Annotated in this window: 19 protein-coding genes and 1 pseudogene; 6 read left to right on the top strand and 14 right to left on the bottom strand. The window is 60.8% G+C overall.

What is annotated here, in order from left to right; translation table 11 throughout:
- Positions 1-275 precede the first annotated feature (275 nt).
- A pseudogene (locus EIY71_RS14575) lies at positions 276-368 on the top strand (fructose-bisphosphate aldolase); the annotation flags it as partial.
- A gap of 83 nt (positions 369-451) precedes the next feature.
- On the opposite strand, the gene EIY71_RS14570 reads toward EIY71_RS14575, so the two are convergent.
- Both EIY71_RS14570 and EIY71_RS14565 read right to left on the bottom strand, forming a co-directional pair.
- Positions 452-811, bottom strand: coding sequence for a DUF6124 family protein (locus EIY71_RS14570; RefSeq protein WP_134022092.1), 360 nt, complete (start codon positions 809-811; stop codon positions 452-454).
- A gap of 364 nt (positions 812-1,175) precedes the next feature.
- On the bottom strand, positions 1,176-1,844 hold the full coding sequence (locus EIY71_RS14565) for a polysaccharide lyase family 7 protein (protein ID WP_007959711.1): 669 nt from the start codon (positions 1,842-1,844) through the stop codon (positions 1,176-1,178).
- A gap of 351 nt (positions 1,845-2,195) precedes the next feature.
- On the opposite strand from EIY71_RS14565, the gene EIY71_RS14560 reads away from it, so the two are divergent.
- Genes EIY71_RS14560 through EIY71_RS14550 form a run of 3 tightly spaced genes read left to right on the top strand, consistent with a single transcriptional unit; the run spans position 2,196 to position 5,173 of the window.
- A complete protein-coding gene (locus EIY71_RS14560; protein ID WP_134022090.1) occupies positions 2,196-4,319 on the top strand; it encodes a bifunctional diguanylate cyclase/phosphodiesterase in 2,124 nt (707 codons plus the stop codon).
- Positions 4,320-4,360: 41 nt separating this feature from the next.
- Positions 4,361-4,852 (top strand): M48 family metallopeptidase, encoded by a 492-nt coding sequence (locus EIY71_RS14555; RefSeq protein ID WP_007959720.1) that lies wholly within the window; start codon positions 4,361-4,363, stop codon positions 4,850-4,852.
- Between the two features lie 24 nt (positions 4,853-4,876).
- The gene (locus EIY71_RS14550; RefSeq protein ID WP_007894945.1) at positions 4,877-5,173 is read left to right on the top strand and encodes a helix-turn-helix domain-containing protein; all 297 of its coding nucleotides are present in this window, start codon (positions 4,877-4,879) and stop codon (positions 5,171-5,173) included.
- 209 nt (positions 5,174-5,382) lie between these two features.
- Here EIY71_RS14550 and EIY71_RS14545 read toward each other — a convergent pair whose 3' ends face one another.
- Positions 5,383-5,835: a GNAT family N-acetyltransferase gene (locus EIY71_RS14545; protein ID WP_085746656.1), complete on the bottom strand. Its 453-nt coding sequence runs from the start codon at positions 5,833-5,835 to the stop codon at positions 5,383-5,385.
- Between the two features lie 256 nt (positions 5,836-6,091).
- On the opposite strand from EIY71_RS14545, the gene EIY71_RS14540 reads away from it, so the two are divergent.
- Entirely contained in the window at positions 6,092-6,829 is a 738-nt protein-coding gene (locus EIY71_RS14540) for an ABC transporter substrate-binding protein (RefSeq protein ID WP_085746655.1), read from the top strand.
- A 6-nt stretch (positions 6,830-6,835) separates the two neighbouring features.
- Here EIY71_RS14540 and yccS read toward each other — a convergent pair whose 3' ends face one another.
- From yccS to betI, 9 genes are all read right to left on the bottom strand, one after another.
- Positions 6,836-9,019 carry a YccS family putative transporter gene (gene yccS / locus EIY71_RS14535; protein WP_074692097.1) on the bottom strand — a complete coding sequence of 728 codons (2,184 nt, stop codon included), beginning with the start codon at positions 9,017-9,019 and terminating at the stop codon, positions 6,836-6,838.
- Positions 9,020-9,283: 264 nt separating this feature from the next.
- Positions 9,284-10,462 carry an NAD(P)/FAD-dependent oxidoreductase gene (locus EIY71_RS14530; protein ID WP_007959730.1) on the bottom strand — a complete coding sequence of 393 codons (1,179 nt, stop codon included), beginning with the start codon at positions 10,460-10,462 and terminating at the stop codon, positions 9,284-9,286.
- A 148-nt stretch (positions 10,463-10,610) separates the two neighbouring features.
- Positions 10,611-11,996 carry an ATP-dependent RNA helicase DbpA gene (dbpA, locus tag EIY71_RS14525; protein WP_007959732.1) on the bottom strand — a complete coding sequence of 462 codons (1,386 nt, stop codon included), beginning with the start codon at positions 11,994-11,996 and terminating at the stop codon, positions 10,611-10,613.
- Positions 11,997-12,053: 57 nt separating this feature from the next.
- Positions 12,054-13,481: a multidrug transporter subunit MdtD gene (mdtD, locus tag EIY71_RS14520; RefSeq protein ID WP_102716748.1), complete on the bottom strand. Its 1,428-nt coding sequence runs from the start codon at positions 13,479-13,481 to the stop codon at positions 12,054-12,056.
- A gap of 63 nt (positions 13,482-13,544) precedes the next feature.
- Positions 13,545-14,882 carry a TldD/PmbA family protein gene (locus EIY71_RS14515; RefSeq protein WP_134022088.1) on the bottom strand — a complete coding sequence of 446 codons (1,338 nt, stop codon included), beginning with the start codon at positions 14,880-14,882 and terminating at the stop codon, positions 13,545-13,547.
- Positions 14,882-16,324, bottom strand: a complete 1,443-nt coding sequence (locus EIY71_RS14510; RefSeq protein ID WP_102685745.1) for a TldD/PmbA family protein — start codon at positions 16,322-16,324, stop codon at positions 14,882-14,884. The genes EIY71_RS14515 and EIY71_RS14510 overlap by 1 nt, the downstream gene beginning before the upstream one ends.
- 262 nt (positions 16,325-16,586) lie before the next feature.
- Positions 16,587-18,290 (bottom strand): choline dehydrogenase, encoded by a 1,704-nt coding sequence (gene betA / locus EIY71_RS14505; RefSeq protein WP_085746650.1) that lies wholly within the window; start codon positions 18,288-18,290, stop codon positions 16,587-16,589.
- A 107-nt stretch (positions 18,291-18,397) separates the two neighbouring features.
- Positions 18,398-19,870: a betaine-aldehyde dehydrogenase gene (gene betB, locus EIY71_RS14500; RefSeq protein WP_134022086.1), complete on the bottom strand. Its 1,473-nt coding sequence runs from the start codon at positions 19,868-19,870 to the stop codon at positions 18,398-18,400.
- Positions 19,871-19,978: 108 nt separating this feature from the next.
- Positions 19,979-20,572 (bottom strand): transcriptional regulator BetI, encoded by a 594-nt coding sequence (gene betI / locus EIY71_RS14495; protein ID WP_134022085.1) that lies wholly within the window; start codon positions 20,570-20,572, stop codon positions 19,979-19,981.
- Between the two features lie 483 nt (positions 20,573-21,055).
- On the opposite strand from betI, the gene EIY71_RS14490 reads away from it, so the two are divergent.
- The gene (locus EIY71_RS14490; RefSeq protein ID WP_236188449.1) at positions 21,056-22,996 is read left to right on the top strand and encodes a BCCT family transporter; all 1,941 of its coding nucleotides are present in this window, start codon (positions 21,056-21,058) and stop codon (positions 22,994-22,996) included.
- Positions 22,997-23,244: 248 nt separating this feature from the next.
- On the opposite strand, the gene choV is transcribed toward EIY71_RS14490, so the two are convergent.
- Positions 23,245-24,423 (bottom strand): choline ABC transporter ATP-binding protein, encoded by a 1,179-nt coding sequence (gene choV / locus EIY71_RS14485; RefSeq protein WP_085746648.1) that lies wholly within the window; start codon positions 24,421-24,423, stop codon positions 23,245-23,247.
- Positions 24,420-25,265 carry a choline ABC transporter permease subunit gene (gene choW, locus EIY71_RS14480; RefSeq protein WP_007959749.1) on the bottom strand — a complete coding sequence of 282 codons (846 nt, stop codon included), beginning with the start codon at positions 25,263-25,265 and terminating at the stop codon, positions 24,420-24,422. The genes choV and choW overlap by 4 nt, the downstream gene beginning before the upstream one ends.
- Positions 25,266-25,328 lie beyond the last annotated feature (63 nt).

Raw genomic sequence — 25,328 nt, 5'->3', positions numbered from 1 at the left:
TTCATTGTCTACACCTCTGTTGATTTAACTTGTGATTTAACTTGTGAATTAAATTGTCAGGAATCTGTGTGAGAATGTGAACTGTCATAATTGACAGTTTTTTATATTTTTCTAGTCGAGTTGGATTGATTTTTTAGAAAAAAAGAAATAAGCAGAAAAGGATGCAACTAAGGTGATGCCCAATAGCCGGTCTCAAGTCAAGGTTAAAAGCCACCGCGCCCTGCAGTTTTTTACTGAAAAATGGAGACGGATTTATTTTTTGATTTATTTGTTGTACTGCCGGCAACGCTTCGAAGATCAAGCCGATCTCGCTGGAAAGCATGTATCAGTGTTATCTGAAGGGTGAGTTGAACGCCAAGGTCAATTGAGACTGGGTGTTTAGCTGAGTTGAAAGAAACCCGCCGTGAGGCGGGTTTTTTTTGAGCCGATTTTGTCGGATGAACGAGGGTTCCTAGTTCGGCTCGACGTGATCCAGCGCCTGATTCACCGCCAGTTCTCCAAGCATTACCAACTGCGCAATGCCTATCGCGGTTTTGCGGTCGGCGGGGGCGAGGGTGGCGGCGAAGTTGTTGAGCATTTCGCTGGCGGAGCCGAGGGTTTCGCTGGCGTTGGCGAGCAGGGATTCGGTGTTGTAGGCGGGGTTGGCGAAGTACATGCGGTCGGGTTCGTTGACCGTGGCCATGATGCGGGCGCCGGGGCAGAGGTAGTGGTCGAGAGCGCGTTCGGCGGCTTCGTTGAGTTTTTTTGGGTCGATGGAATCGTAGGGGGAGGCCGGGTCTGTGACCGGCGGATGAGGCGTAGATTTAATCATTTGCTCGAAACCTGAATGGAGTGCCCCCGCTCTGGCTACTAATCAAAGTGGAGGCAACTGTACGCAGGTTAGTAGACCGGGGTTTCGAGCAAGCCGGCGCACCCGAAGATGCCCTGCGCACAGTCGCCATCAGGTGCAGGAATCGAAATTCCTGACTGACAGATGCTTGTGAACAAGCTCGAACCCTCGGGCTACTAAACCCGATCACTGCGAATCAGTGACCCGAATCAAGTTACCGATGGCCCTCCAGGCGCACAAGCCGGCGGATTCTGGCGTAGTGGTAGGCAGCGACGCAAGCCGTTGTAGGCTTCGGGACGTTACGCGCACTGCCTTTAAACAGCAGCCTTAAACGAACGCATCGCGGCTATTTATCGTGATCAATATCCAGCTTGCTGAACGTCACCTGCCCACCCTCACTGGTGTACCCGGTGTTGTCCTGCACATACACCCCCGCCTTGAAATACAGCGGTTTGTTGCGCCATGTCGCGCTGATCTGCGAATCCCACTGATACCCGGCCGCACTCACGCCCAATGCGCCGCCAGGGCTCAGGTGAATGAGGTAGTTGAACTCGCGATTGAGTTTGATCCCGGTGGCGAGGGTGATGACGCGGCTTTCGTCCTGATCCGGATGGGTGCGCAGTTTGATCACCAGGTTGCCGGTCTCGGTTTTGTCTTTGTACTGGTACTCAAGCTTGAGCATCGGCTTCTGGCTTTCATAGGCGTGGATCTGGCCGATGACGATCTTGCCGGAGCTGGGCACCTTGTTGACCGAAAGGGTCGCGCGCAGCAGGTTGTCGGCGTCGGGGTAATACCAGTTGCGCAATGTTCCGTTGCTGTAGGTCTCGCGCAGTTCGGTGCGCGGGTAGATGGCGTTTTCGGTTTTCGAGCCGGTCACCGGGGACCAGAAGAACAGGGTGCCGGTGTCGGAATGGAAGTACTGATCCTTGAAGCCGTTCACCAGTTTGGAGGTTTCGACGGTGTAGGGCGGGCTGCCAACGGGAACGCTGAGGTTCCAGGTTGCGAGATCAATCATGTCGGTTCTTCCACTCTATTTCTCTTGCACGCGCGTGCCAGAAGCTCTAGCCCGCGCCTCTTGGGGGCGGCCTTTATAAGCGTAGAGGGATTTTTTGTTAACGGCCGTCTGGCGGATGATTGGCGTCAACATCCTGTCGAAATGCCATCTTTCCCGGTTTTCGGGGGCTTCAGCGGTGACCGTTAGTCGGCTGCCTATGGGTTTGGTTAAATGATGGCTGGATGACAGCTATTGCTTTTACAGATCCCGGACTAGAGTGAAGACTCGGTGACTGTATGGTTTTCACGAGAAGCCGCCCGGAACACTGACCCGAGATGCCCCGACACGAGTTGTCCCGACAAGAGAAGCAGCATGGAATGCGCGCAACCCCAGCCAGGTGAAGGCAGCTCAGTCCTTTTGATCGTTGATGATTACCCTGAAAACCTGATCAGCATGCGCGCGTTGCTGCAGCGCCAGGACTGGCAGGTATTGACCGCCGCTTCCGGTTACGAAGCCCTCAACCTGTTGCTCGAACACGACATCGACCTGGTGCTGCTGGATGTGCAGATGCCGGGGATGGACGGTTTCGAAGTCGCGCGGCTGATGCGCGGCAGCCAGCGCACGCGCCTGACCCCGATCATTTTCCTCACTGCCAACGAGCAGTCCCAGGACGCCGTGATCAAGGGTTATGCCAGCGGTGCGGTGGATTACCTGTTCAAACCGTTCGATCCGCAGATTCTCAAGCCGAAAGTCCAGGCGTTGCTCGAGCACCAGCGCAATCGCCGGGCCTTGCAGCGTTTGAGTCAGGATCTGGAATCGGCGCGGGCCTTCAATGCCTCGGTGCTGGATAACGCGGCCGAAGGCATTCTGGTGTTGGGCGAGGATGGTTTGATCCGCTTTGCCAACCCGGCGATTTCCCGGTTGCTCAATGCGCCGGTGAAGGAGCTGGAAGGGCAGGAGTTTCTCGATTACCTGCAGAAACCGCACATTCCGCTGTGGGCCGATTCCGAGTTCTACGCCAGTTACAAACGCGGTGAGACGCTGCGTTTACACGACGCCTTGCTGCGCACCGCGCCGGGCCAGCAAGTGCCTGTGGCCCTGTCCTGCGCGCCGCTGCCGAGTGAACAGCACGCGATGGTGGTGACGGTGCTGGACATGTCGGTGGTGCGTCATCTGCATCAACAGCTGGAATTTCAGGCGGTCACCGACCCGCTGACCGGGCTGCTCAATCGCCGAGGTTTTTATCAGACTGTGGAAAACCTGCTGTTGCGCGGCGAGCGTACGGACAGCAGTTGGGTGCTGATGTACCTCGATCTCGACGGCTTCAAAAGGGTCAACGATTCCCTCGGCCATGATGCAGGGGACCGGGTGTTGCGCTGGGTCTCCGAACAATTGAAAGCCTGCCTGCGGCCATTCGACATTCTGGCGCGGATGGGCGGCGATGAATTCACCGCGCTGCTGGATCTGGAATTCCCCGAACAAGCGGCGAAGATCGCCGAGAAGCTCATCGAGCGGGTGTCGATCTGTCAGCAGATTGAAGGCCTCGATATTGCTCTGGGCGCGAGTATCGGCATTGCCACCTACCCGGACTGCGGCAACAACCTCGACGGTCTGCTGCGCGCTTCGGACATCGCCATGTATGAAGCCAAGCGTGCCGGGCGTCAGCAATATCGTTTCTACGATCATGAAATGAACGGCCGTGCGCGGTCGCGGCTGATGCTGGAAGAAAGCGTGCGCAACGCCATCGAGAACCGCGATTTCAATCTGGTGTATCAGCCGCAGGTGGCCATTGGCGATGGTCGCGTTCGTGGTTTCGAGGCGTTGCTGCGCTGGCAGCACCCGAGCGTCGGCGATGTGCCGCCGGGGTTGTTCCTGCCGTTGCTGGAGGAGGCGACGCTGATCAGCCGGCTCGGCAGCTGGATCTATCATCGCAGCGCCGGGCAGCGTAAGGCTTGGGAGTCCGAGTTCTCCAGGGATCTGGTGATCGGCGTGAGCCTGAGCAACACCCAGTTCGGCCTGCCGAATCTGGTCACTGAATTGCGCCAAGTGCTGGAGCGCCATGGTTTGCAGCCACACCAGATGGAAGTGGAAGTCACCGAAGAAGCGCTGACGATCAACCCGGACGAGACCCGCAAGCAGCTGAAGCTGCTGCGCAATCTCGGGGTGCGGGTGGCGCTGGACGATTTCGGTTCCGGGGCCTGCTCGCTGGCGCATTTGCGCGATCTGGAACTGGATACCCTCAAACTCGATCGCCACCTGATTGCCCGATTGCCGGACTCGTCCCGCGACGCTTCGCTGGTGCGCACGGTCATCGACTTATGCAAGGAATACGGCTTGCTGGTGATTGCCGAAGGCGTGGAAACCGTCGAGCAATATCAGTGGCTGCAAGCCCATGGTTGCGAGTACGTGCAAGGCTTCCTGGTGGCGCGGCCGTTGGTCGCCGAGGACACCGCACGCTTTACCGAGCCGTTCGACTGGAGCGCGTTGGCCGGTTGAATTCGCTACACTGGCGGCCTTTTCATGACCCGTGCCGCCCCATGACTGCGTTGAAATACCTCCAGGCCTATCCCGCGAATCTGCAGGATCAGGTGCGCCAATTGATCGCCGACAACCGCCTCGGTGATTACCTGAGCCAACGCTATCCGGGCCGCCACGATGTGCAGAGCGACAAGGCGTTGTACGGCTACGCGCTGGACTTGAAGCAGGAATACCTGCGCAACGCCCCGGCCATCGACAAGGTCCTGTTCGACAACCGTCTCGATCTGACCCACCGCGCCCTCGGCCTGCACACCACGGTGTCGCGGGTGCAGGGCGGCAAGCTCAAGGCCAAGAAAGAGATCCGCATCGCCTCGCTGTTCAAGGACGCCGCGCCGGAGTTTCTGAAGATGATCGTCGTGCACGAGCTGGCGCACTTCAAGGAGTCGGATCACAACAAGGCGTTCTATAAGTTATGTGAGCACATGCTGCCGGGCTACCACCAGGTCGAGTTCGACCTGCGGGTGTACCTGACGTGGCGCGACATGCAATAAGACATCAAACAACGGAGCGCATGCATGGACGTAAGCAAGACCAAGAGCAGTTTCTACCGGCGCTTGTACGTGGCGTATCTGATCGACAGCGGCCTGGCGAGCAGCGTGCCGGCGCTGACCGAGGTCACCGGCATGCCCCGGCGCACGGCGCAGGACACGATTGCGGCGCTGGCGGATCTGGATATTGTCTGCGAGTTCGAACAGGAAGAGGGCGCGCGCAATCATGCGGGGCGCTATCGGATTCGTGAGTGGGGGGCGATTGATCGGGGGTGGATCGAGCGGAATTTGCGGCAGATCAAGGCTGTTCTCGAATATCCCTGAGTTTGGGTGTTCGCCTTTAGATTGTTGCCCTCACCCCAGCCCTCTCCCGGAGGGAGAGGGAGCTGACCGAGGTGTCTTGCGTCATACATCGACCTGATCAAGTGTGGCGATTATGGATTCAACAACGCTCGTTCAGGTCGTTGTATCTCCCGAATATTCCCCAATCAGTCCCCTCTCCCTCCGGGAGAGGGTTAGGGTGAGGGGGCTTTTCAGGAACGCCGCATCCCGATGTGCGGAATGTCATCCTCCAGATATTCCTCACCCGCCACCACAAACCCATACCGCCCGTAATACCCCTGCAAATGCGCCTGGGCCGACAGATAGATCGGCACTTCCGGCCAACGCCTCTCGGCCTGTTTCAGCGCCTGCTCCATCATTTCATGCCCCAGTCCTTTGCCACGCCCGGCCGGTGCGGTCAGCACGCGGCCGATCACCACGTCGCCACCCTGGGATTCCGGGTCCAGCAGGCGCAGGTACGCCACCAGCTGATCATCGTCCCAACCCATCAAATGGCAGGTGTCACCGTCCAGATCCTGGCCGTCCGGATCCAGGTAAGCGCAGCGCTGTTCGACCACGAACACTTCCGAGCGCAATTTCAAAATGGCGTACAGCTGCTCCAGTCCCAGATCGCTGTGATGTTTGCAGACCCACTCGATTGTCATCTTCCGATTCCTTGAACTACGTCGCCCGATACTAAGCGCAGCGCCGAAATATGTCTGTATGGCTGAGAAATCTGTGACAAAGGCCAAAATGCCATCATTCCAATATCGCGGCCCGCCGTACTTTGTGTAATCTGCTGGGAAGCGCTGTGCAATGGCTTCAATGAGCTAAGGTTAGGGCCTGGGATTCGCCGGTAAGGGGCCTTGGGGTTTTGACTGAAAACACGCCGGGCGGCCCGCCCGCTAAGGATTTTCAAGCATGCCGCGATTGCATCGAGCCTTTGCTTTGATCGGATTGCTGTTGCTGGGTCAAAGCGCGGCAGCGGAGAAATTGCGTCTGGTGTTCGACGTCTGGCCGCCCTTTACCGATGACACACTGGTCAACGGTGGGCTGGCGACCGACATCGTCAGCACGGCCCTGGCCCGTGCCGGTTATGCCAGCGGTTATGAGCAGGTGCCGTGGGCGCGGGCGTTGATGGGGGTTGGCGAAGGACGTTACGACGTGCTGGTCAACGCCTGGTACAACGACGAGCGCACGAAGATCGGGCAGTTTTCCGCTGAGTACCTGCTCAATCGCGTGCGCTTCCTCAAGCGCAAAGACGCGCCCATCGAATACAACAACCTGCAGGAACTGCACACCTATCCGGTTGCGGTCGTGCGCGGCTACGCCTATTCGGCGCCGTTCGATGCCGACACCGCGTTGCAGAAAGTCCCTGTGCATAACTTCGCCATGGCCGTGCGCATGCTCGCGGCGGACCGGGTCAAGCTGACCCTGGAAGACGAATACGTGGCCCGCTATTACCTGGCCCGGGAATCACCGAAGGTACGCAACGCAGTGGAGTTTCTGCCCAAGCCGCTGAGCGAGAACAGCCTGCATATTCTGGTCAGCCTGAAGAACCCGCAGCACGAACAGATCGTGGCCGGGTTCGACAAGGCGATTGCATCGATGAAGGCCGATGGCAGCTATGACAAGCTGCTCAGGCAGCATGGAATGTGAGGCGGCTCAATCTTCGGCTGTGTCCTTGATCAGATGCGCCGCCAGCGTGCGCAATGGCCCGAGCTGGCGGCAGATCAGTGCCAGTTGTGTCTGCACCAGCCGCTGGCCTTCGTCGATTTCGTCCGGCATCTGCTCCAGCTCATTGGCCAGCGCTTCTTCCTCATCGCTTTGAATGGCAATCGGCTGTTTGCTCGCCAGCCCCTGGGCGATTTCATCGATGCTCGCCGCCAGACTCACGCCGGCGCCGTCGATCAGGTGTTCGCGCACCTCGGCCGGCAGCTGGGTTTCCCGGTGCGCGCCAAGCCCTGACAGATAGCTGAGCAAGGTGTGCGACAGCACCAGGAAGCGAAAGCCCACGTCGGCTTCCTTCCGGAAATGCCCCGGCTCCATCAGCATGTTCGCCAGCGTCGTGGAGAGTGCGGCGTCAGCGTTGTGCGCGTTGCGCCGGGCCAGGCGATAGGCGAGGTCGTCGCTCTTGCCGGCGGCGTATTGCTGCATGATCTGGCGCAGGTAAATGCTGTTGCAGGTGAGGGTGTTGGCCAGGACTTTGTTCAGGCGCCGGCCCTGCCAGTCCGGCAGGAACAGGAACACCGCCAGCCCGGCAATCAGGCTGCCGAGCAAGGTATCGAACAGCCTCGGCACAAACAGCCCGTAGCCGTCACCGACCTGGTTGAAGCAGAACAGCACCATGATCGTGATCGCGGCGGTCGCGACGGTGTAGCGGGTGGTGCGGTTGGTAAAGAACACCACGCCGGCGGCGATGGCGAAGCACGACTGCACCAGCGGGCTTGGGAACAGATCGAACAGCGCCCAGGCAATCGTCAGGCCGATCGCCGTGCCGAAAATCCGCTGGCCGAGTTTACGCCGGGTGGCGCCGTAGTTCGGCTGGCAGACGAACAGCGTGGTGAGGATGATCCAGTAACCCTGCGACGGGTGAATCAGGTGCACCATGCCGTAGCCGATGCTCAACGCCAGCGGCAAACGCAGGGCGTGACGGAACAGCAGCGAGGTCGGCGTCAGCTGGGTGCGCAGGCGAATCCACACGTCCTTGAAGTTGCGCGGTGAGCGGTCGAGCAGGCTGCTGTCGGTGGCATCGGCCAGGGCGTCGGGGTTGCTGGCGTCGCTGAGCAAACGGTCGAGGGTGCCGAGGTTGGCGGCCAGTGCGCGCAATGAACGGAGCAGTCCGCGCCAGGCCGGGTTGCTCTGGATGCGCAGGTGTTCGAGGGAAGCATGCAGGTCGCTCAGGGCTTCGGCGAAACTCGCGTCGTAGATGAACGGCTGACGCATCTGGATCGATTCGGCCAGCGCCCGGCAGGCCTTGCCTTGCTGGCGCAGCAGGCGTTGGCAGCGGAACAGGACATCGCTGTGGAAAAACGCATCGGCCAGGGCGTTATAGGGGTAGTGCGAAGAGCTGGCGCGTTCGTGAATGTCTTGCGCCAGGAAGTACAGCTTCAGGTAACGGCTGACTTTCGAGCCAGGACGACCGTTGCCGACCCGGTGCAGGATGATTTCCTTGGCGCTGTTCAGGGCTGCGACGACCCGGCCGTTCTGCTGGGCCAGTTCCAGTCGCCGCGCTTCGACGTCCATCTGACGGATCGGCTCGAACAGCGAGGATTTCAGCTTCAGGTAATAGCCGAGTTCGCGGAACAGCCGCGCCAGACTCTGCTGCACCGGCTGATTGGAAAACATCGCCTGCCACAGCACCGACAGCAGGCCGTACCACGCGGCGCCGGCTACCAGCAGCATCGGCTCGTGCCAGAAATCCGTGACCGCGCCACCGCGCTGATCCACGCCGATCATGGTGTAGACGGAAAGAATCAGGGTCGCCGAAGCAATCGCGCCATAACGCTCGCCGAGCGCCCCGAGCATGGTCAGGCCGAAACTGGCCAGTGCCAGGGCGATGACGAACACGATGGGGTAGGGGAACAGCAATTCCACCGACAGCGCCGCGACGCTGAAACACACCAGCGTCACCGCCAGTGCGTTGAGGCGGCCCTGCCAACTGTCGTCGGTCTCGGCCAGGGCGCTGGCGATGATCCCGAGGAACAGCGGGATCAGCAGCCCCATTTCATCCTGATACCAGCACAGCGCCATGCTGCCGGTCAGGGCGATGAACACCCGCACGCTGTAGCTGAATTTATCCAGCGCCCACAGGCGCCGCAAAGACTGACGAAACGAGGTCGAGGACATGAAGTGCGAAGGCCTTCCGAGGCGATGCCGCTAAATTGAGCCAGTAATGACGCCGACGCAATGGCGCCGATCACATCTGACAGCAAAAAGTGTTCCTTTGGGTTCCTGCGCCGACTTCAAATTTTGAATCTTGCACACAAACCTGGGGAGCTGGCTTGCCAGCGATGAGGCCAGTACACCCAACATCATTGCTGACTGTCAGGCCGCCATCGCTGGCAAGCCAGCTCCCACAGGGATTGCATTTCAAATCTAAAAAAACCTGGGTCAGACGTACTGCGCGGCAGCGTAACCAGAGGCCCACGCCCACTGGAAGTTGAATCCGCCCAGATGTCCGGTGACGTCGAGCACTTCGCCGACAAAGTAGAGGCCCGGGCTTTTCAGCGATTCCATGGTCTTGGACGACACTTCACGAGTGTCGACGCCACCGAGGGTGACTTCGGCGGTGCGATAGCCCTCGGTGCCGGCCGGGACGACTTTCCAGCTGCCGAGCTTCTCGGCGATGTCCGCCAGTTCGGCGTGGGTGTACTGCTTCATCGGTTTGGAGACGAACCAGTTGTCCGCCAGCAGGTTGGCCATCTTCTTGGTGAAGATTTCACCGAGCAGGGTTTTCAGTTCGCTGTTCGGACGCTCGGCGGTTTGCTGTTGCAGCCAGCTCGCGGCGTCATGATCGGGCAGCAGGTTGATTTCGACCGTGTCGCCCGGCTCCCAGAACGAGGAAATCTGCAGAATCGCCGGGCCACTGAGGCCGCGGTGAGTGAACAGGATGTTCTCGCGAAAACTCTGGTCGTTGCAGCTGACCAGACAATCCACCGAGGTGCCGGACAGTTCGGTGCACAGCTCCTTGAGCTGATCGGTGATGGTGAACGGCACCAACCCGGCGCGTGTTGGCAGCAGGTCGTGGCCGAACTGTTTGGCGACCTGATAACCGAAACCGGTGGCGCCGAGGGTCGGGATCGACAGACCGCCGGTGGCGATTACCAGCGACTGGCACTGGATCTGGCCGAGGGTTGTGTCGAGCAGGTAACCGCCCTCGACCTTCTCGATGGTCTGGATCGACGTGTCGAGGTGCAGGTTGACGCCGACCTGATCGCACTCGTCCAGCAGCATGCCGAGGATGTCGCTGGATTTGTTATCGCAGAACAGTTGGCCGAGCTTTTTCTCGTGGTACGGCACGCCGTGCTTGGCGACCATGCCGATGAAGTCCCACTGGGTGTAGCGGGCCAGCGCGGATTTGCAGAAGTGCGCATTCTGCGAGAGAAAATTGCTCGGTTCGGTGTACATGTTGGTGAAGTTGCAGCGCCCACCGCCGGACATCAGGATTTTCTTGCCGGCCTTGTTCGCGTGGTCGAGCAGCATCACCTGACGCCCGCGCCCGGCGGCGGTCAGTGCACACATCAACCCTGCGGCGCCAGCGCCAATGATCACGACTTCGGTAGAACGCAAAACGGTGTCCTCACACAATCATCACGTAGATCGTTCCCACGCTCTGCGTGGGAATGCCGCCATGGACGCTCTGCGTCCGCTTTTGAATCGTGACGCGGAGCGTCACAGGATGCATTCCCACGCAGAGCGTGGGAACGATCAAGCGTTCTTACAAAACGCGAACGCGCAGCGAACGGCCCTTGATCTTGCCGTTGTTCAAACGCTGCAGCGCCTGCATGACCACGGTGCGCTCGACGGCCACGTAGGACTGGAAGTCGAAGATCGCGATCTTGCCGACCTGGGCGCCCGGAATGCCGGCTTCACCGGTCAGTGCGCCCAGAATGTCGCCCGGACGTACCTTGTCCTTGCGCCCGCCAGCGATGCACAGCGTGCTCATCGGCGGTTGCAGCGGGGCACCGCCCTGGGACTTGAGGTTGTCCACCTGATCCCAGTTCAGCGGGGTTTTCTGCAGTTGCTCGATGGCTTGCGCGCGGTGCGCTTCGGACGGCGCAACGAGGCTGACCGCGATGCCTTTCTCGCCGGCACGACCGGTACGGCCGACGCGGTGAATGTGGATTTCCGAGTCGCGGGCCAGTTCGACGTTGATCACCATGTCCAGTGCATCGATGTCCAGACCACGGGCGGCAACGTCGGTGGCAACCAGTACCGAAGTACTGCGGTTGGCGAACATCGCCAACACCTGATCGCGGTCACGCTGCTCCAGATCGCCGTGCAGGCCGACGGCGGAAATGCCTTTGGACGTCAGGTGATCGACGGTTTCCTGCACTTGCTGCTTAGTGAAGCAGAAGGCCACGGTGGAGGCCGGACGGAAGTGGTGCAGGACCTTGGTCACCGCGCTCATGCGCTCTTCCGGGGAAATCTCGTAGAAGCGCTGTTCGATCTGGGTGTCGTCGTGGAACGCTTCGGCCTTGACCGTTTGCGGGTCGCGCATGAACTTCGACGCCAGTTGCTTGATGCCCACCGGATAAGTAGCGGAGAACAGCAGGGTCTGACGACGGGCCGGGGTCTGCTCGATGATGTCTTCGATGGCGTCGTAGAAACCCATGTCGAGCATGCGATCGGCTTCGTCGAGGATCAGCGTGTTCAGGCCGTCGAGGACCAACGAACCCTTGCGCAGGTGCTGCTGGATGCGGCCCGGGGTGCCGACGATGATGTGCGCGCCGTGCTCCAGCGAGCCGATCTGCGGGCCGAAGGACACGCCGCCGCACAGGGTCAGGACCTTGATGTTGTCTTCGGCACGGGCCAGACGACGGATTTCCTTGGCGACCTGGTCAGCCAGCTCACGGGTCGGGCAAATCACCAGCGCCTGGCAACCGAAGTAGCGCGGATTGATCGGGTTCAGCAGGCCGATGCCGAAGGCGGCGGTCTTGCCGCTGCCGGTCTTGGCCTGGGCGATCAGGTCCATCCCCTTGAGGATCACCGGCAAGCTCTGCGCCTGGATCGGCGTCATCTGGGCATAACCGAGGGAGTCGAGGTTAGCCAGCATGGCGGCGGACAGCGGCAAAGTATTAAAAGCGGTGGCGATGGTGGTCACGGGACTGGCCTGCAAAACAAAATGTCGCGCAGTGTACCAGCCCGGTGGCCAATAGCCCTAAGACTCGATGTGCTCTTCCGGACGTCTGACTCGCCGTCCGTCATTCTTTGAAAGTTGAGAAAAAATGGTTGCGGCCAACATGGCCATGATCCCAACAGTCACGAACGTGAGCTGAAACGCGCCCAACACGGTCTCAACGCCGTCATTGCCGATCTCCGCCGTAAAGCCACCGAGCAGCGCACCGGCGCACGCCACGCCAAGGCTCAGCGACAACTGCGCCACCACCGACAGCAAACTGTTGCCGCTGCTGGCGCTGGCGTCGTCGAGATCGATCAGGGTCACGGTGTTCATCGCGGTGAATTGCAGCGAGTTGATCGCCCCGAGAACCGCCAGCAGGCACAGCAGCAGCCAGTATGGCGTCTGCTCGCTGACCAGGCCCATGCTCGCCAGCATGATCCCTAGAAACAGGGTGTTGCCGGTCAGCACGATGCGATAGCCCAGACGCTCGATCAGTGGCCGCGCGCCCCACTTGGCGACCATCGCGGCTGCGGCCAGCGGCAGCATGCTCATCCCGGCCTGGGACGGCGAATACCCCAGCGCCACTTGCAGCAGCAGCGGCACCAGAAACGGCAGGGCGCCGCTGCCCAGACGGGCGAACAGGTTGCCGAGAATGCCGACCGCGAAGGTGCGGGTCTTGAACAGTGACGGCGCGAACAGCGGGTTTTCAATGTGCCCGGCGCGCAGCCAGTACGCCGCCAGACATGCCATGCCGCCGAACAGCAACAGCATCACCCGCAGGTGCGGCAGGTGCAGTTCGCCGAGGCCTTCCATGGCGATAGTGATCAGCACCATCGCCGCGCCGAACAGCAGGAAACCCAGGCTATCGAAACGCGTGCGCTCGGTGCCGCGCAGGTCGGGGATGAATTTCCACACCGCGTAGCAACCGATGACGCCGACCGGCAGGTTGATCAGGAAGATCCAGTGCCACGTCAGGTATTCCACCATCCAGCCGCCCATGGTCGGGCCGATCAGCGGGCCGAGCAGGCCGGGAATGGTGATGAAACCCATGATCCGCACCAGTTCCGAGCGCGGGTAGGCGCGCAGCACCACCAAACGCCCGACCGGCAGCATCAGCGCACCGCCGAGGCCCTGGATCACGCGCGCGCCGATCAGCATGCTCAGGCTGCTCGACAAGGCACAGAGCAGCGAGCCAAGGCTGAACAGCAGGATCGCACCGAAGAAGATTTTCTTGGTGCCGAAGCGGTCGGCGATCCAGCCTGAGGCGGGAATCAGCAGGGCCACGGTGAGCATGTAGGCGATGATCACGCCCTGCATGCGCAGCGGGTCTTCGGCCAGATCCCTGGCCATGGCCGGCAGGGCGGTGTTGAGGATGGTCCCGTCGAGGGACTGCATGAAGAAAGCGATGGCAACGACCCACGGCAACCAGCGGGCGGTGACGGCATCGAGAGGCGGGCGGTTGGGCATGGAACCTCTTGTGGGTTGATTGATCGTTCCCACGCAGAGCGTGGGAACGATCAGGTCCGGGATTTACAGGGTCAGGGTCAATCGGCTCACCAGCGCCCCCGGCAGCAGCGCCGACGAGGTATTGCGCTGGCTGTAGGTGCTCGCCGACAGCAGCAACTCGCGCTCGGCAGTCAACGCTTCCAGCTGCGAACCCAGCAGGCTGTAGGCGCTGTCGTCGAAACGCATGGTGCTGACCGGCGCCTGAATCTCGCCATTCTCGACCCAGAAGGTGGCAAACCGGGTCATGCCGGTCAGTCGCGCCGCCGGTTGATCGGAGAAGTTCAGGTACCACAGATTGCTGATGTACAACCCGGTGCCCAACTGCTTGAGGATCTCGGCCTGCGGCAGATCACCGGCGCCCATGTTCAGCGCGCTCGGCGATTCGCCACCGCCGGCGCCGTTGGCCGTCAGACCGTACTCGGCGGCACTGCGCGAACCCACCAACTGATCACCCGCTTTGCCTTCGATGATCAACCGCAGATCGCTGCGCGGGTAACCTTCGCCGGAGAACGCCGGACTCAGCGAGTCGCTGACTTTCTCGTCGAGGGACACCAGCGGACTGAATGCCTGATCGCCGGCATACAGCTTCTGCAGCGGGCTGCTTTTGCTGGCAATCGACTGCGCCGAGAAACCGCCCCAGCACAGCATGCCCATGATTTCTTCCAGGGCTGCGGGCGCCAGATAGGCGCGGTATTGGCCGGGCGGCAAGGTGCGCAGCGGTCGACCGAGAAACTCGAGTTGTTCGCGGGCCTGCTGGATGCGTCTGGCGAAGTCTTCGCTGTTCCAGTCATGCCCGGCGTAGCTGGCCTTCACCGCTTCGCCGTTCTCGTGGAACAGGCTGAAGTCGAAGTTGAAGCTGTTGGCCTGATGCCAGCCGAACGCACCGGAAGAACTGGCAAAACCACGGCTGATCGGGCCGGCAGCGTAGAAGCCGACCAGATCCAGTCCTTCGGCCGCCTGGGCGATTTCAGCGACAACCTGCTCGGTGTCCGGCAGCGGATGCTCCTGCACATTCTTGCTTTGCCAGCCGTTGTGGTTGAGCAACAGGTACGGATCCTGCGGCAGCAGCGGCAGGGTTTTGCGCAGTTGCTGCAAGCCTTCGGCGAGGCGTTGCAGGTCGGTGGCCTGCTCACCGGACAAGGTGATGTGCAGGTCCGCATGGCGACCATCGTCGATCAGTTTCAGACCGATACCGGCTTGCTGCACCTGCCCGGCCTGACGCACCTTGGCGTGGTTGAAACGGACGAAGGCCGACGATTCGGCGTCGTAACTCAGGGTGAACTGTTCCGGCTCGCGCACGGCATCGTGCAGCCAGTTGACCAGCAGCTTGAACGCCTCGGACTGGCTCTTGGAAATACTCATCAGGCGTCTCCCCCAAACACATCAACATTGCTGAACACGCAGGCCGGTGAAGCGTGGCCGACGCGGATCACCTGGTTCGGTTCGCCCTTGCCGCAGTTCGGCGTGCCCAGCACCTGAGTGGTGCCGGCGTTGCCGACGGCGCGCAGACTCTTCCAGAAGTGCGCGGAAATGCCCCGGTAGTTCGGGTTTTTCACCACGCCCTTGAGTTCGCCGTTTTCGATCAACTGGCCCCATTCGCAGCCGAACTGGAATTTGTTGCGGGCATCGTCGATCGACCATGAGCGGTTGGTGCTCATCAGAATGCCGTTTTCGATGCCGCCGATCAGTTGCTCCAGCGGCTGGTCGCCCGGCTCGATGTTGAGGTTGGCCATGCGATCGATCGGTGGGCGGTTCCAGCCACAGGCGCGGCTGTTGGCGACGCCGTCCAGCCCCGCGCGGAACTGCGACAGTGCGCCGCCCAACGGACGGACCAGCAGGCCTTCGTGAATCAAAAATTGCTTGCTGGCCTTGGAACCGTCGTCATCGTGACCGTAACTCGCCAGTTCTTCGGGAATGCCCGGATCGAACGTCACGTTGAGCAGTTTCGAACCGTATTGCAGGCTGCCGAAATCCGAGGCTTTGACGAAACTGGTGCCGGCGTAATTGCGCTCGTCGCCGAGGATCCGGTCGAGCTCCAGCGGGTGACCGATGGACTCGTGGATCTGCAACATCATCTGGTCGGGCATCAGCAGCAAATCACGCGGGCCTTGCGGGGTGTTCGGTGCGAGCAGCAGTTGCAGCGCCTGATCGGCGACTTGCGGGCCAGCACCGATCAAACCGCAGCGGCTGATCACGTCGGCGCCGCCCTGCTGGCCGAAGTTCTCGCGGCCGAGGCTGCGGGTCTGGCTGTCGTTGCCGTCGTAGGCGGTGACGTCCAGGCCCGGATAGACGAAGCGCTGGGCTTGGCGCAATTCGGCGCCGGCGCTGCTCAAATAGATCTGTTCGACGTGGGTGATGCCGATGCTCACTTCCCAGTTCACCAGGCGCTCATCCTTTGGCACCGAGGCGGATTCCGCGCCGAGCAGCTCGAAGCATTCGCTCAGGGACGGAAAGGGTTGTTCCAGATTGGGTGAAAAGTAATCGGCGCGGTCGCTGGACACCGGCTGCTGGCTCAGGTCGAGCAGGGCGTGGGGCTTGATCCGCCGGGCCTGCTGCTCGGCGCGCTCGAGGGCGGCTTGCAGGCCTTGTTGCGACAGGTCATTGGTCGCGGCGTAGGCTTCGACGCCGTTGACCCGGACGGTGAGCATCGCGCCTTCGTCGCGGCTCAGGCTCGGCGGCTCGGCGACATTCTTGCGCACCGACAGGTACTGGCCGGACTCGCGCACATACCGCAAGGAAAAAAACTCGGCGCCCGTGCGCAAGGCAGCGAAGCGCTGCTTGAGCTGGGGGTGGAAATCGAACATCAGGGAAACCTCCTTGTCATGGGAGAAACGGCGAAGCGGATTCGGCGGGGAGGGGGTGAAACGATTGGGCGAGGACTAGAGTAGGCCTGCGAGGGGGTAGGATCAAGTGAAGAGGGGGTGTAGGGGGATTTACTGTAGGAAGCAGAGAGATAGGTGGTGATCAGTAGGGCCCATCGCGAGCAAGCTCGCTCCCACAGTTGAAATGCATTCCAAATGTGGGAGCGAGCTTGCCAGCGATTAGCCTTGATGCGGTGTAGCTGAATTACTGAGCAACAGCACTCACATCACGCAGTGCCTTGCCTTTCACCGGCGCATCGCCAGCGACATAGTACGGTGCGTTGCTGCGCGGCAACGGCTGGCGGCCACGGATCTTGTCGGCGATTTTCTCGGCGATCATGATCGTCGGCGCGTTCAGGTTGCCGGTGGTGATGATCGGCATGATCGAAGCATCGACCACACGCAGACCCTGCATGCCATGCACGCGGCCTTCGCCGTCCACTACTGCCATTTCGTCGGTGCCCATCTTGCACGAGCAGGACGGGTGGAACGCGGTTTCGGCGTGCTCGCGAATGAACTTGTCCAGCTGCTCATCGGTTTGCACTTCGATGCCCGGGCTGATTTCACGGCCACGGAAGGCGTCCAGTGCAGGCTGTTGCATGATTTCACGGGTCAGGCGGATGCCGTCGCGGAATTCCTGCCAGTCCTGCTCGGTGGCCATGTAGTTGAACAGGATGCTCGGGTGCTGGCGCGGATCCTTGGATTTGACCTGGATGCGACCGCGGCTCGGCGAACGCATGGAACCCATGTGCGCCTGGAAGCCGTGCTCTTTCACACCGTTGCTGCCGTTGTAGTTAATCGCGACCGGCAGGAAGTGGTACTGAATGTTCGGCCATTCGAACTCTTCGCGAGTACGGATGAAACCGCCGGCTTCGAACTGGTTGCTGGCGCCGATGCCGGTGCCGTTGAACAGCCACTCGGCACCGATGGCCGGCTGGTTGTACCAGAGCAGCGACGGGTACAGCGAGACCGGTTGGGTGCAAGCGTATTGCAGGTACAGCTCGAGGTGATCCTGCAGGTTTTCACCGACGCCCGGCAGATCGTGAACGACCGGGATGTCGAGGCTTTCCAGCAGTTTTGCCGGGCCGACGCCGGAGCGTTGCAGCAGTTGCGGCGAAGCGATCGCGCCGGAGCAGACGATGACTTCTTTACGGGCGCGGGCTTCAACGCGTTCTTCAGCGGCGCCGACCAGGTAACGCACGCCAACGGCACGCTTGCCTTCGAACAGAACCTTGTCGGTCAGGGCGTGGGTGACGATGGTCAGGGTCGAACGCTTCTTGGCCACGTCCAGGTAACCACGGGCGGTGGAAGCACGACGGCCGTTCGGCGTCACGGTGCGGTCCATCGGGCCGAAGCCTTCCTGCTGGTAGCCGTTCAGGTCTTCGGTGCGCGGGTAACCGGCTTGCACGCCAGCTTCAACCATGGCGTGGAACAGCGGGTTGTTGCCCGCTTTCGGCGTGGTCACGCTGACCGGTCCGTCGCCACCGTGGTAGTCGTTCGGGCCGATGTCGCGGGTTTCCGCTTTACGGAAATACGGCAGGCAATCGAGGTAGGACCAGTCTTCCAGGCCTGGCAGTTTCGCCCAGCCGTCGTAGTCCATTGCGTTGCCGCGGATGTAGCACATGCCGTTGATCAGCGAGGAACCGCCGAGGCCTTTGCCGCGACCGCATTCCATCCGGCGACCGTCCATGTGTGGCTCAGGATCGGTTTCGTACGCCCAGTTGTAGCGACGGCCTTGCAGCGGGAATGCCAGGGCTGCCGGCATCTGCGTGCGGAAATCGAGACGGTAGTCCGGGCCACCGGCTTCGAGCAGCAGGACGGTGACGCCTTCGTCTTCAGTCAGACGGGTCGCCAGGGTGTTACCGGCAGAGCCGGCACCGACGATGATGTAATCGAATTCTTGGGACATTGAATGCACCCTCTTTGAAGTTGGTCAGGTCAGACAGCCAGCGCTTCCCTTGTGGGAGCGGGCTTGCCCGCGAAGGCGGCTTCGCGGGCAGCACACGATGGCGGGTCTTAGAACACCGAGACGTAATCGCCCAGCTCGACCTGTACCGATTTGATGCGAGTGAAGTTGTTCAGCGAGCTGATGCCGTTCTCACGGCCGACGCCCGACTGCTTGTAACCGCCAACCGGCATTTTTGCGTCGGACTCGCCCCAGGCGTTGATCCAGCAGATACCGGCTTCCAGTTGATGAATCACGCGGTGGGCGCGGTTCAGGTCGCGGGTGACGATACCGGCGGCCAGGCCGAAGTCGGTGTCGTTGGCGCGACGGATCACTTCTTCTTCGGTTTCGTAGCTCAGGATCGCCATTACCGGGCCGAAGATTTCTTCACGGACGATGGTCATGTCGTCGGTGCAGTCGGTGAACACGGTCGGAGCCACGAACGCGCCCTTGGCGAATTCGCCGTCGGTCAAACGTTCGCCACCGCACAGAACGCGGGCGCCTTCTTCTTTACCTTTGGCGATGTAGCCCAGCACGCTTTCCATGTGCGGGAAGCTGACCAGCGGGCCGAAGTTGGTGTTTTCGTCTTCCGGGTTGCCAACGCGGATGCGCGCAACGCGCTCGACGATCTTGGCTTCGAAAGCGGCTTTCAGGTGGCTCGGCACGAACACGCGAGTGCCGTTGGTGCAGACCTGACCGGAGCTGTAGAAGTTGGCCATCATGGCGGTGTCGGCGGCGCGATCCAGGTCGGCGTCGTCGCAGATGATCAGCGGGGACTTGCCGCCCAGTTCCATGGTCACGTCTTTGAGCGACGAAGCCGAAGCGCTGGCCATGACTTTCTTGCCGGTGTCGGTGCCGCCGGTGAAGGAGATCTTCTCGATGCGCGGGTGCTCGGTCAGCCAGGTGCCGACTTCACGGCCGCTGCCGGTCAGCACGTTGAACACGCCGTTCGGAACGCCGGCTTCGGTGTAGATTTCGGCCAGTTTCAGGGTGGTCAGCGAGGTGACTTCGCTTGGCTTGAAGATCATCGCGTTACCGGCCGCCAGGGCTGGAGCGGATTTCCACAGAGCGATCTGAATCGGGTAGTTCCACGCGCCGATACCGGCGACAACGCCCAGCGGCTCGCGACGGGTGTAGACGAAGGAAGTGTCACGCAGCGGGATCTGCTCGCCTTCGATGGCGGGCACCAGGCCTGCGTAGTATTCCAGCACGTCGGCGCCAGTGACGATGTCGACGTACTTGGTTTCGGAGAAGGCTTTACCGGTGTCCAGGGTTTCCAGGGCAGCCAGTTCATCGTTGCGCTCGCGCAGGATGTCGACGGCACGACGCAGGATGCGCGAACGCTCCATGGCGGTCATCGCGGCCCAGATTTTCTGGCCCTTTTCGGCGCTGACCACAGCACGCTCGACGTCTTCCTTGGTCGCACGTTGCACTTGTGCGAGGACTTCACCGTTAGCCGGGTTGATGGCTTCGAAGGTGGCATCGCTGCCGGCGTCGGAGTACGCGCCATCGATGTAGAGTTTTTGCAGTTCGAAACGGGCCATAGTGTCCTCGCAAGTGCATTAGTGGTTGGCGTTGGTCACCGGGTGAGCCATATAGCTGTGGCATCACTGGTCGGTGACAGTTCAGGTGCCGAGCGTTTTCTCTGTGCTCTAGCTCACCTGCTTGGCCAATTGGAAATCCATGTATTCGTAAGCGATCTGTTGCGCCTGCGCAGTGTCGAAAGCGTCTCCCGACAGCGCGCCGCGCAACCACAAACCGTCGATCAGAGCTGCCAGTCCACGGGCGGCGGGGCGCGCATCTTCGAGCGGCAACACACGGCGGAACTCGCAGCACAGGTTGGAATACAGACGGTGATCGTTGATCCGCTGCAACCTGTGCAAAGACGGCTGGTGCATGCTGGTGGCCCAGAAGGCCAGCCAGGTTTTCATTGCCGGGCCATTGACCTGGCTGGCGTCGAAGTTGCCTTCGATGATCACCTGCAGATGCGCCCGGGGGCTGCTGTCTGCCAGCGCCTGACGGCGCGCGGTGACGTTCTCGCTGAGGACGCTCATCAGATACCGCATCGTGGCGGCAATCAGGCCGTTCTTGTCCTGAAAATAGTGACTGATGATGCCATTCGAGACACCGGCCAAACGGGCGATCAGCGCAATGCTGGCGTCCCCCATTCCGACCTGATCAACCGCCTGCAAAGTGGCTTCGATCAGTTGTTGGCGGCGGATGGGTTGCATACCGACCTTGGGCATCTTGCACATCTCCTTAGGCCTTCCGACGGGCGAATGACGCCTATCGGATTGAGGGCCAGTCTATTTTGTTTTGATTGAACGTTCAATCAACAAAGAATAAGATCTGCGACAAATCGTCGCTGCCTACAGATTTTTCCTACGTGTAAGTGGCGATAAGACCGACATCCGAAAAGGCTCGAAACCTGCGCGGGGCAAGGCGCGGTTCGACGTTCGATGGACGTGTTGAATGGGCAAGACGCTCAAGGCCAGGTTTCGGATGAACGTCCATGCCTCGGCCACGACGGCGATTCGCGATGCCATCTCTGCAGGTTCGGGCTTTTTTCGGGGTGTCTTTATATCACCCGCCGGTCGGCTGCCAACTAACCGATTGGTCGGGTTCCGTGTTGCCTTGTGTTCTTCTCTCGCACTGCCTGGAGCATTTGTGCCATGAGTTCTGCCTCGCTTATAAAGACCCCGCCCGAGAAGGTGACGGTCAACGGTTGGGTGTTCTACACCTCTACCGCGCTGATTCTGTTGTTGACCGCCATTCTGATCATCGCCCCGCAAGAGGCCGGCAGAATGCTGGGAGTGGCTCAGGCCTGGTTGTCCCGCAGCTTCGGCTGGTACTACATGGTGGTGATCGCCGCTTACCTGGTTTTCGTGGTCGGCCTGGCGTTTTCCTCCTACGGCAAACTCAAACTGGGTAGCAAAGACGACACCCCGGATTTCAGCTACGGTGCCTGGGCGGGGATGCTGTTCTCGTCGGGTATCGGTATTTCGCTGCTGTACTTCGGCGCCTCCGAGCCGCTGGATCACTACTTCAATCCGCCGGAAGGTGCGTCCGCGACCAACATGGCGGCACGTCAGGCCGTTCAGCTGACTTTCCTGCACTGGGGCCTGCACGGCTGGGCGATCTATGCGCTGGTCGGTCTGGCCGTGGCTTATTTCGCTTATCGTCATAACCAGCCGCTGGCCCTGCGTTCGGCGCTGTACCCGCTGGTGGGCGAGCGTTGGGTCAAAGGCGCTGCCGGTCATGCGGTGGACGGTTTCGGCATGTTCGTGACCCTGCTGGGTCTGGTGACCAACCTGGGGATCGGCTCGCTGCAAGTGTCCTCGGGCCTGGAAAACCTGTTCGGCATGGAACACAGCAACACCAACCTGCTGATCGTGATCATCGTGATGAGCACCGTGGCGACCATCGCTGCCGTGTCCGGTGTGGAAAACGGCATCCGTCGTCTGTCCAACCTGAACATCATCCTGTTCAGTGGCCTGCTGATTTTCGTCCTGCTGTTCGGCCCGACCCTGCACTTGCTCAACGGCTTCGTGCAGAACATCGGCGACTACCTCAACGGCGTGTTGCTGAAGACTTTCGACCTGTACGTCTATGAAGGCGACAGCGAGAAATCCGACCGCTGGCTGGGCCTGTGGACTCTGTTCTACTGGGCGTGGTGGATTTCCTGGGCCCCATTCGTCGGCATGTTCATCGCGCGTATTTCCCGTGGTCGTACCGTGCGTGAGCTGGTGGCTGGTGTGCTGCTGATTCCGCTGGGTTTCACCCTGGCGTGGCTGTCGATCTTCGGTAACTCGGCGCTGGATCTGGTGATGAACCAGGGTGCGGTGGAACTCGGCAAGACGGCGCTGGAACAGCCGTCGATGGCGATCTATCAGTTGCTTGAACACTACCCGGCGTCGAAAGTCGTCATCGGCGTGTCGATCTTTGTTGGTTTCGTGCTGTTCCTGACCCCGGCCGACTCCGGCGCGGTGATGATGGCGAACCTGTCCTGCAAGGGCGGCAACGTCGACGAAGACGCCCCGCACTGGCTGCGGATCTTCTGGTCGGTCGTGATCACGCTGGTGACCATCGGCCTGCTGTTCGCCGGTAACTTCGAAGCCATGCAGACAATGGTGGTGCTGGCCGGTCTGCCGTTCTCGGTGGTCCTGGTGTGCTTCATGTTCGGCCTGCACAAGGCGATGCGCCAGGACATGCAGATCGAACAGGAGCAGGCGCAACTGGCTGAACGCGGTCGTCGTGGTTTCAGCGAGCGCCTGACCCAGCTGGATCTGCAACCGAGCCAGTCGGTGGTTCAGCGCTTCATGGACAAACACGTCAGCCCGGCGCTGGAAGATGCCGCTGCGCAGATGCGTGCACAGGGTCTGGAAGTGCAGACGCTGCTGGGCAAATCCAAGCGCTGCATGGGCGTGCGGGTCGAGATGGAAGAGGGCAACCCTTTTGTCTACGAAGTGAGCCTGGACGGCTACCTGGCGACCCCGAGCGAGTCGGTCCAGTCCGATGAAGCGCGCCAGCGTTTCTACCGCGCCGAGGTGTACCTGCACAACGGCAGCCAGGACTACGACCTGATGGGCTTCACACAGGATCAGATCACACGCGATGTGCTCGATCAGTTTGAAAGCCATCGGCAGCTCCTTGGCCGGGTGTATAGCTAAAGTCAAAAGCTCCCTCACCCCCGCCCTCTCCCGGGGGGAGAGGGAGCCGACCGAGGTGTCTTGCGTTGTACATCGACCTGAAAAATCGAGTCGATTATGGATTCGGTGAAGCAAGATCAGGTCGACGTATATCTGCAGCATCCCCCAATCAGTTCCCTCTCCCTCTGGGAGAGGGTTAGGGTGAGGGGACTTTCCCTGACCCAATAAAAAAGGGATCGCTCACCGCGATCCCTTTTTTTCATCCCGCCTTACCCCAGGTTCTTGCCGAGCAGTGCGTGATACAGCTCGCTGTCCCCGAGGATCCCCACCACATGGTTGTTGTCGTGCAGCACCAGTTTGTTGCCGGTCTGGTAACGGATCTGCAAGGCGTCGCGCATGCCGATGTTCGAGTCCACCAGCGTCGGTTTGCGCTCCAGCCCTTCCACGGCTTGCCCCGGTGCCCAGTTCTGCAGGTTCAGCACCGAACCGTTCTGCCGCGCACCCTTGATGGTGTTGCCTTCGGCCAGGTCCAGCCACGAATCGCCACCCGGATCCAGGCACACTGAACCGTTGATGCGTTTGCAGTTGTCGAGGGTGCGCATCAGGCTGCGACCGCACAGCACGTTCAGCGGGTTGGTGTGGGCGACGAAGGTGCGCACGTAATCGTCCGCCGGGTTGAGCACGATCTCTTCCGGCACGCTGTACTGGATGATCCGGCCGTCTTTCATGATCGCGATGCGGCTGCCGAGTTTCAGCGCCTCGTCGAGGTCGTGGCTCACGAATACGATGGTCTTGCTCAGCTTGCGTTGCAGTTCCAGCAGTTCATCCTGCAGACCCTGACGGATCAGCGGGTCGAGGGCCGAGAACGGTTCGTCCATCAGCAGAATGTCGGCGTCCATCGCCAGCGCGCGGGCCAGGCCGACACGCTGCTGCATGCCGCCGGACAGCTCGTCGGGCTTCTTGTTGCGCCATTGGGTCAGGCCCACCAGTTCGAGTTTTTCATCGACCAGCTTGCGCCGTTCCTTCTCCGGGCGACCCTGCATTTCCAGACCGAAACTGATGTTCTCGCGCACCGTCAGCCACGGCATCAGAGCGAACTTCTGGAACACCATGGCGATGCGTTTGGTGCGCATCATTTTCAGCTCGGCCGGGGTGCAGGAGGCGATGTCGATCTGCTTGCCTTCGTGTTCGACGAACAGCTTGCCGCGGCTCACGGTGTTGAGGCCGTTGATGCAGCGCAGCAGGCTCGACTTGCCGGAGCCGGACAGGCCCATCAGCACGCAGATTTCGCCTTTGTTGATGTCCAGGCTGGCCTTTTCAACGCCAACGATCTGCCCGGTCTTTTTCAGGATCTCACTGCGGGTCAGGCCTTGATCGAGAAGTTTCAGTGCTTCGCGCGGATCCCTGGTGAAGATCACGTCAACGTTATCGAAGCGAATTATGCTCATGCGTCACCCCCTACTTTGGCGTCGGGTTGTTTGCAGATACGGTCGAGCATGATCGCCAGCAGTACGATCGCCAGGCCCGCTTCGAAGCCCAGGGCGATATCAGCAGTGTTCAGTGCGTTGACCACCGGTTTGCCGAGTCCGTCGGCGCCCACCAGTGCCGCGATCACCACCATCGACAGCGACAGCATGATGCACTGGGTGATGCCGGCCGCGATGCTCGGCATGGCGTGAGGCAGTTCGATCCGTGAAAGCAGTTGGCGACGCGAGCAGCCGAAGGCCTTGCCGGCGTCCATCAGTTCTTGCGGGACATCGCGGATGCCCAGGTAGGTCAGGCGGATCGGCGCGGCGATGGCGAACACCACCGTCGAGATCAGGCCCGGCACCACACCCAGCCCGAAGAGGGTCAGGGTAGGAATGAGGTAAACGAAGGTCGGTACGGTCTGCATCAGATCGAGTACCGGCCTCATCAAAGTGTAGAACATCGGTTTGTGCGCGGCGACGATGCCCAGCGGCACGCCAATGACCACGCAGACCAGGGTCGCGAACATGACCTGGGCGAGGGTTTCCATGGTTTCCTGCCAGTACCCCAGGTTGAGGATCAGCAGAAAGGAGGCTACCACGAACGCGGTCAGGCCCCATTTGCGTTGAATGAAGTGGGCTAGCAGGGCGATGAGGCCGATCAGCACCAGCGGGTTGAACCAGGTCAGCGCAAACGTCACGCCGTGGATCATCGTTTCCAGTGTCACGGCGATTGCGTCGAAGGTGTTGGCGCCGTGTTGCGTCAACCATTCAACGAAGCCCGCGATGTACTGGCCTAAAGGGATTTTCTGATCAATCAGCATGGTAGTGAACGTCCGCATGCAAGGAAATAAACAGCCCGGACGGGACTAGCCCGCCCGGCATAA

Origin of the sequence: Pseudomonas sp. CH235 (assembly GCF_004368175.1) — a bacterium.
GTDB lineage: Bacteria > Pseudomonadota > Gammaproteobacteria > Pseudomonadales > Pseudomonadaceae > Aquipseudomonas > Aquipseudomonas paraglycinae.
This window is presented reverse-complemented; position numbering and strand designations above follow the sequence as displayed.

Bases quoted from the DNA above. Each gene is read 5' to 3' on its own strand.
- choV (WP_085746648.1), bottom strand. From the start codon at position 24,423: ATGAGCATAATTCGCTTCGATAACGTTGACGTGATCTTCACCAGGGAT.
- EIY71_RS14565 (WP_007959711.1), bottom strand. From the start codon at position 1,844: ATGATTGATCTCGCAACCTGGAACCTCAGCGTTCCCGTTGGCAGCCCG.
- EIY71_RS14510 (WP_102685745.1), bottom strand. From the start codon at position 16,324: ATGTTCGATTTCCACCCCCAGCTCAAGCAGCGCTTCGCTGCCTTGCGC.
- mdtD (WP_102716748.1), bottom strand. From the start codon at position 13,481: ATGCCCAACCGCCCGCCTCTCGATGCCGTCACCGCCCGCTGGTTGCCG.
- betB (WP_134022086.1), bottom strand. From the start codon at position 19,870: ATGGCCCGTTTCGAACTGCAAAAACTCTACATCGATGGCGCGTACTCC.
- EIY71_RS14540 (WP_085746655.1), top strand. From the start codon at position 6,092: ATGCCGCGATTGCATCGAGCCTTTGCTTTGATCGGATTGCTGTTGCTG.
- EIY71_RS14560 (WP_134022090.1), top strand. From the start codon at position 2,196: ATGGAATGCGCGCAACCCCAGCCAGGTGAAGGCAGCTCAGTCCTTTTG.
- EIY71_RS14555 (WP_007959720.1), top strand. From the start codon at position 4,361: ATGACTGCGTTGAAATACCTCCAGGCCTATCCCGCGAATCTGCAGGAT.
- EIY71_RS14570 (WP_134022092.1), bottom strand. From the start codon at position 811: ATGATTAAATCTACGCCTCATCCGCCGGTCACAGACCCGGCCTCCCCC.
- EIY71_RS14515 (WP_134022088.1), bottom strand. From the start codon at position 14,882: ATGAGTATTTCCAAGAGCCAGTCCGAGGCGTTCAAGCTGCTGGTCAAC.
- betI (WP_134022085.1), bottom strand. From the start codon at position 20,572: ATGCCCAAGGTCGGTATGCAACCCATCCGCCGCCAACAACTGATCGAA.
- choW (WP_007959749.1), bottom strand. From the start codon at position 25,265: ATGCTGATTGATCAGAAAATCCCTTTAGGCCAGTACATCGCGGGCTTC.
- EIY71_RS14545 (WP_085746656.1), bottom strand. From the start codon at position 5,835: ATGACAATCGAGTGGGTCTGCAAACATCACAGCGATCTGGGACTGGAG.
- EIY71_RS14550 (WP_007894945.1), top strand. From the start codon at position 4,877: ATGGACGTAAGCAAGACCAAGAGCAGTTTCTACCGGCGCTTGTACGTG.
- yccS (WP_074692097.1), bottom strand. From the start codon at position 9,019: ATGTCCTCGACCTCGTTTCGTCAGTCTTTGCGGCGCCTGTGGGCGCTG.
- betA (WP_085746650.1), bottom strand. From the start codon at position 18,290: ATGTCCCAAGAATTCGATTACATCATCGTCGGTGCCGGCTCTGCCGGT.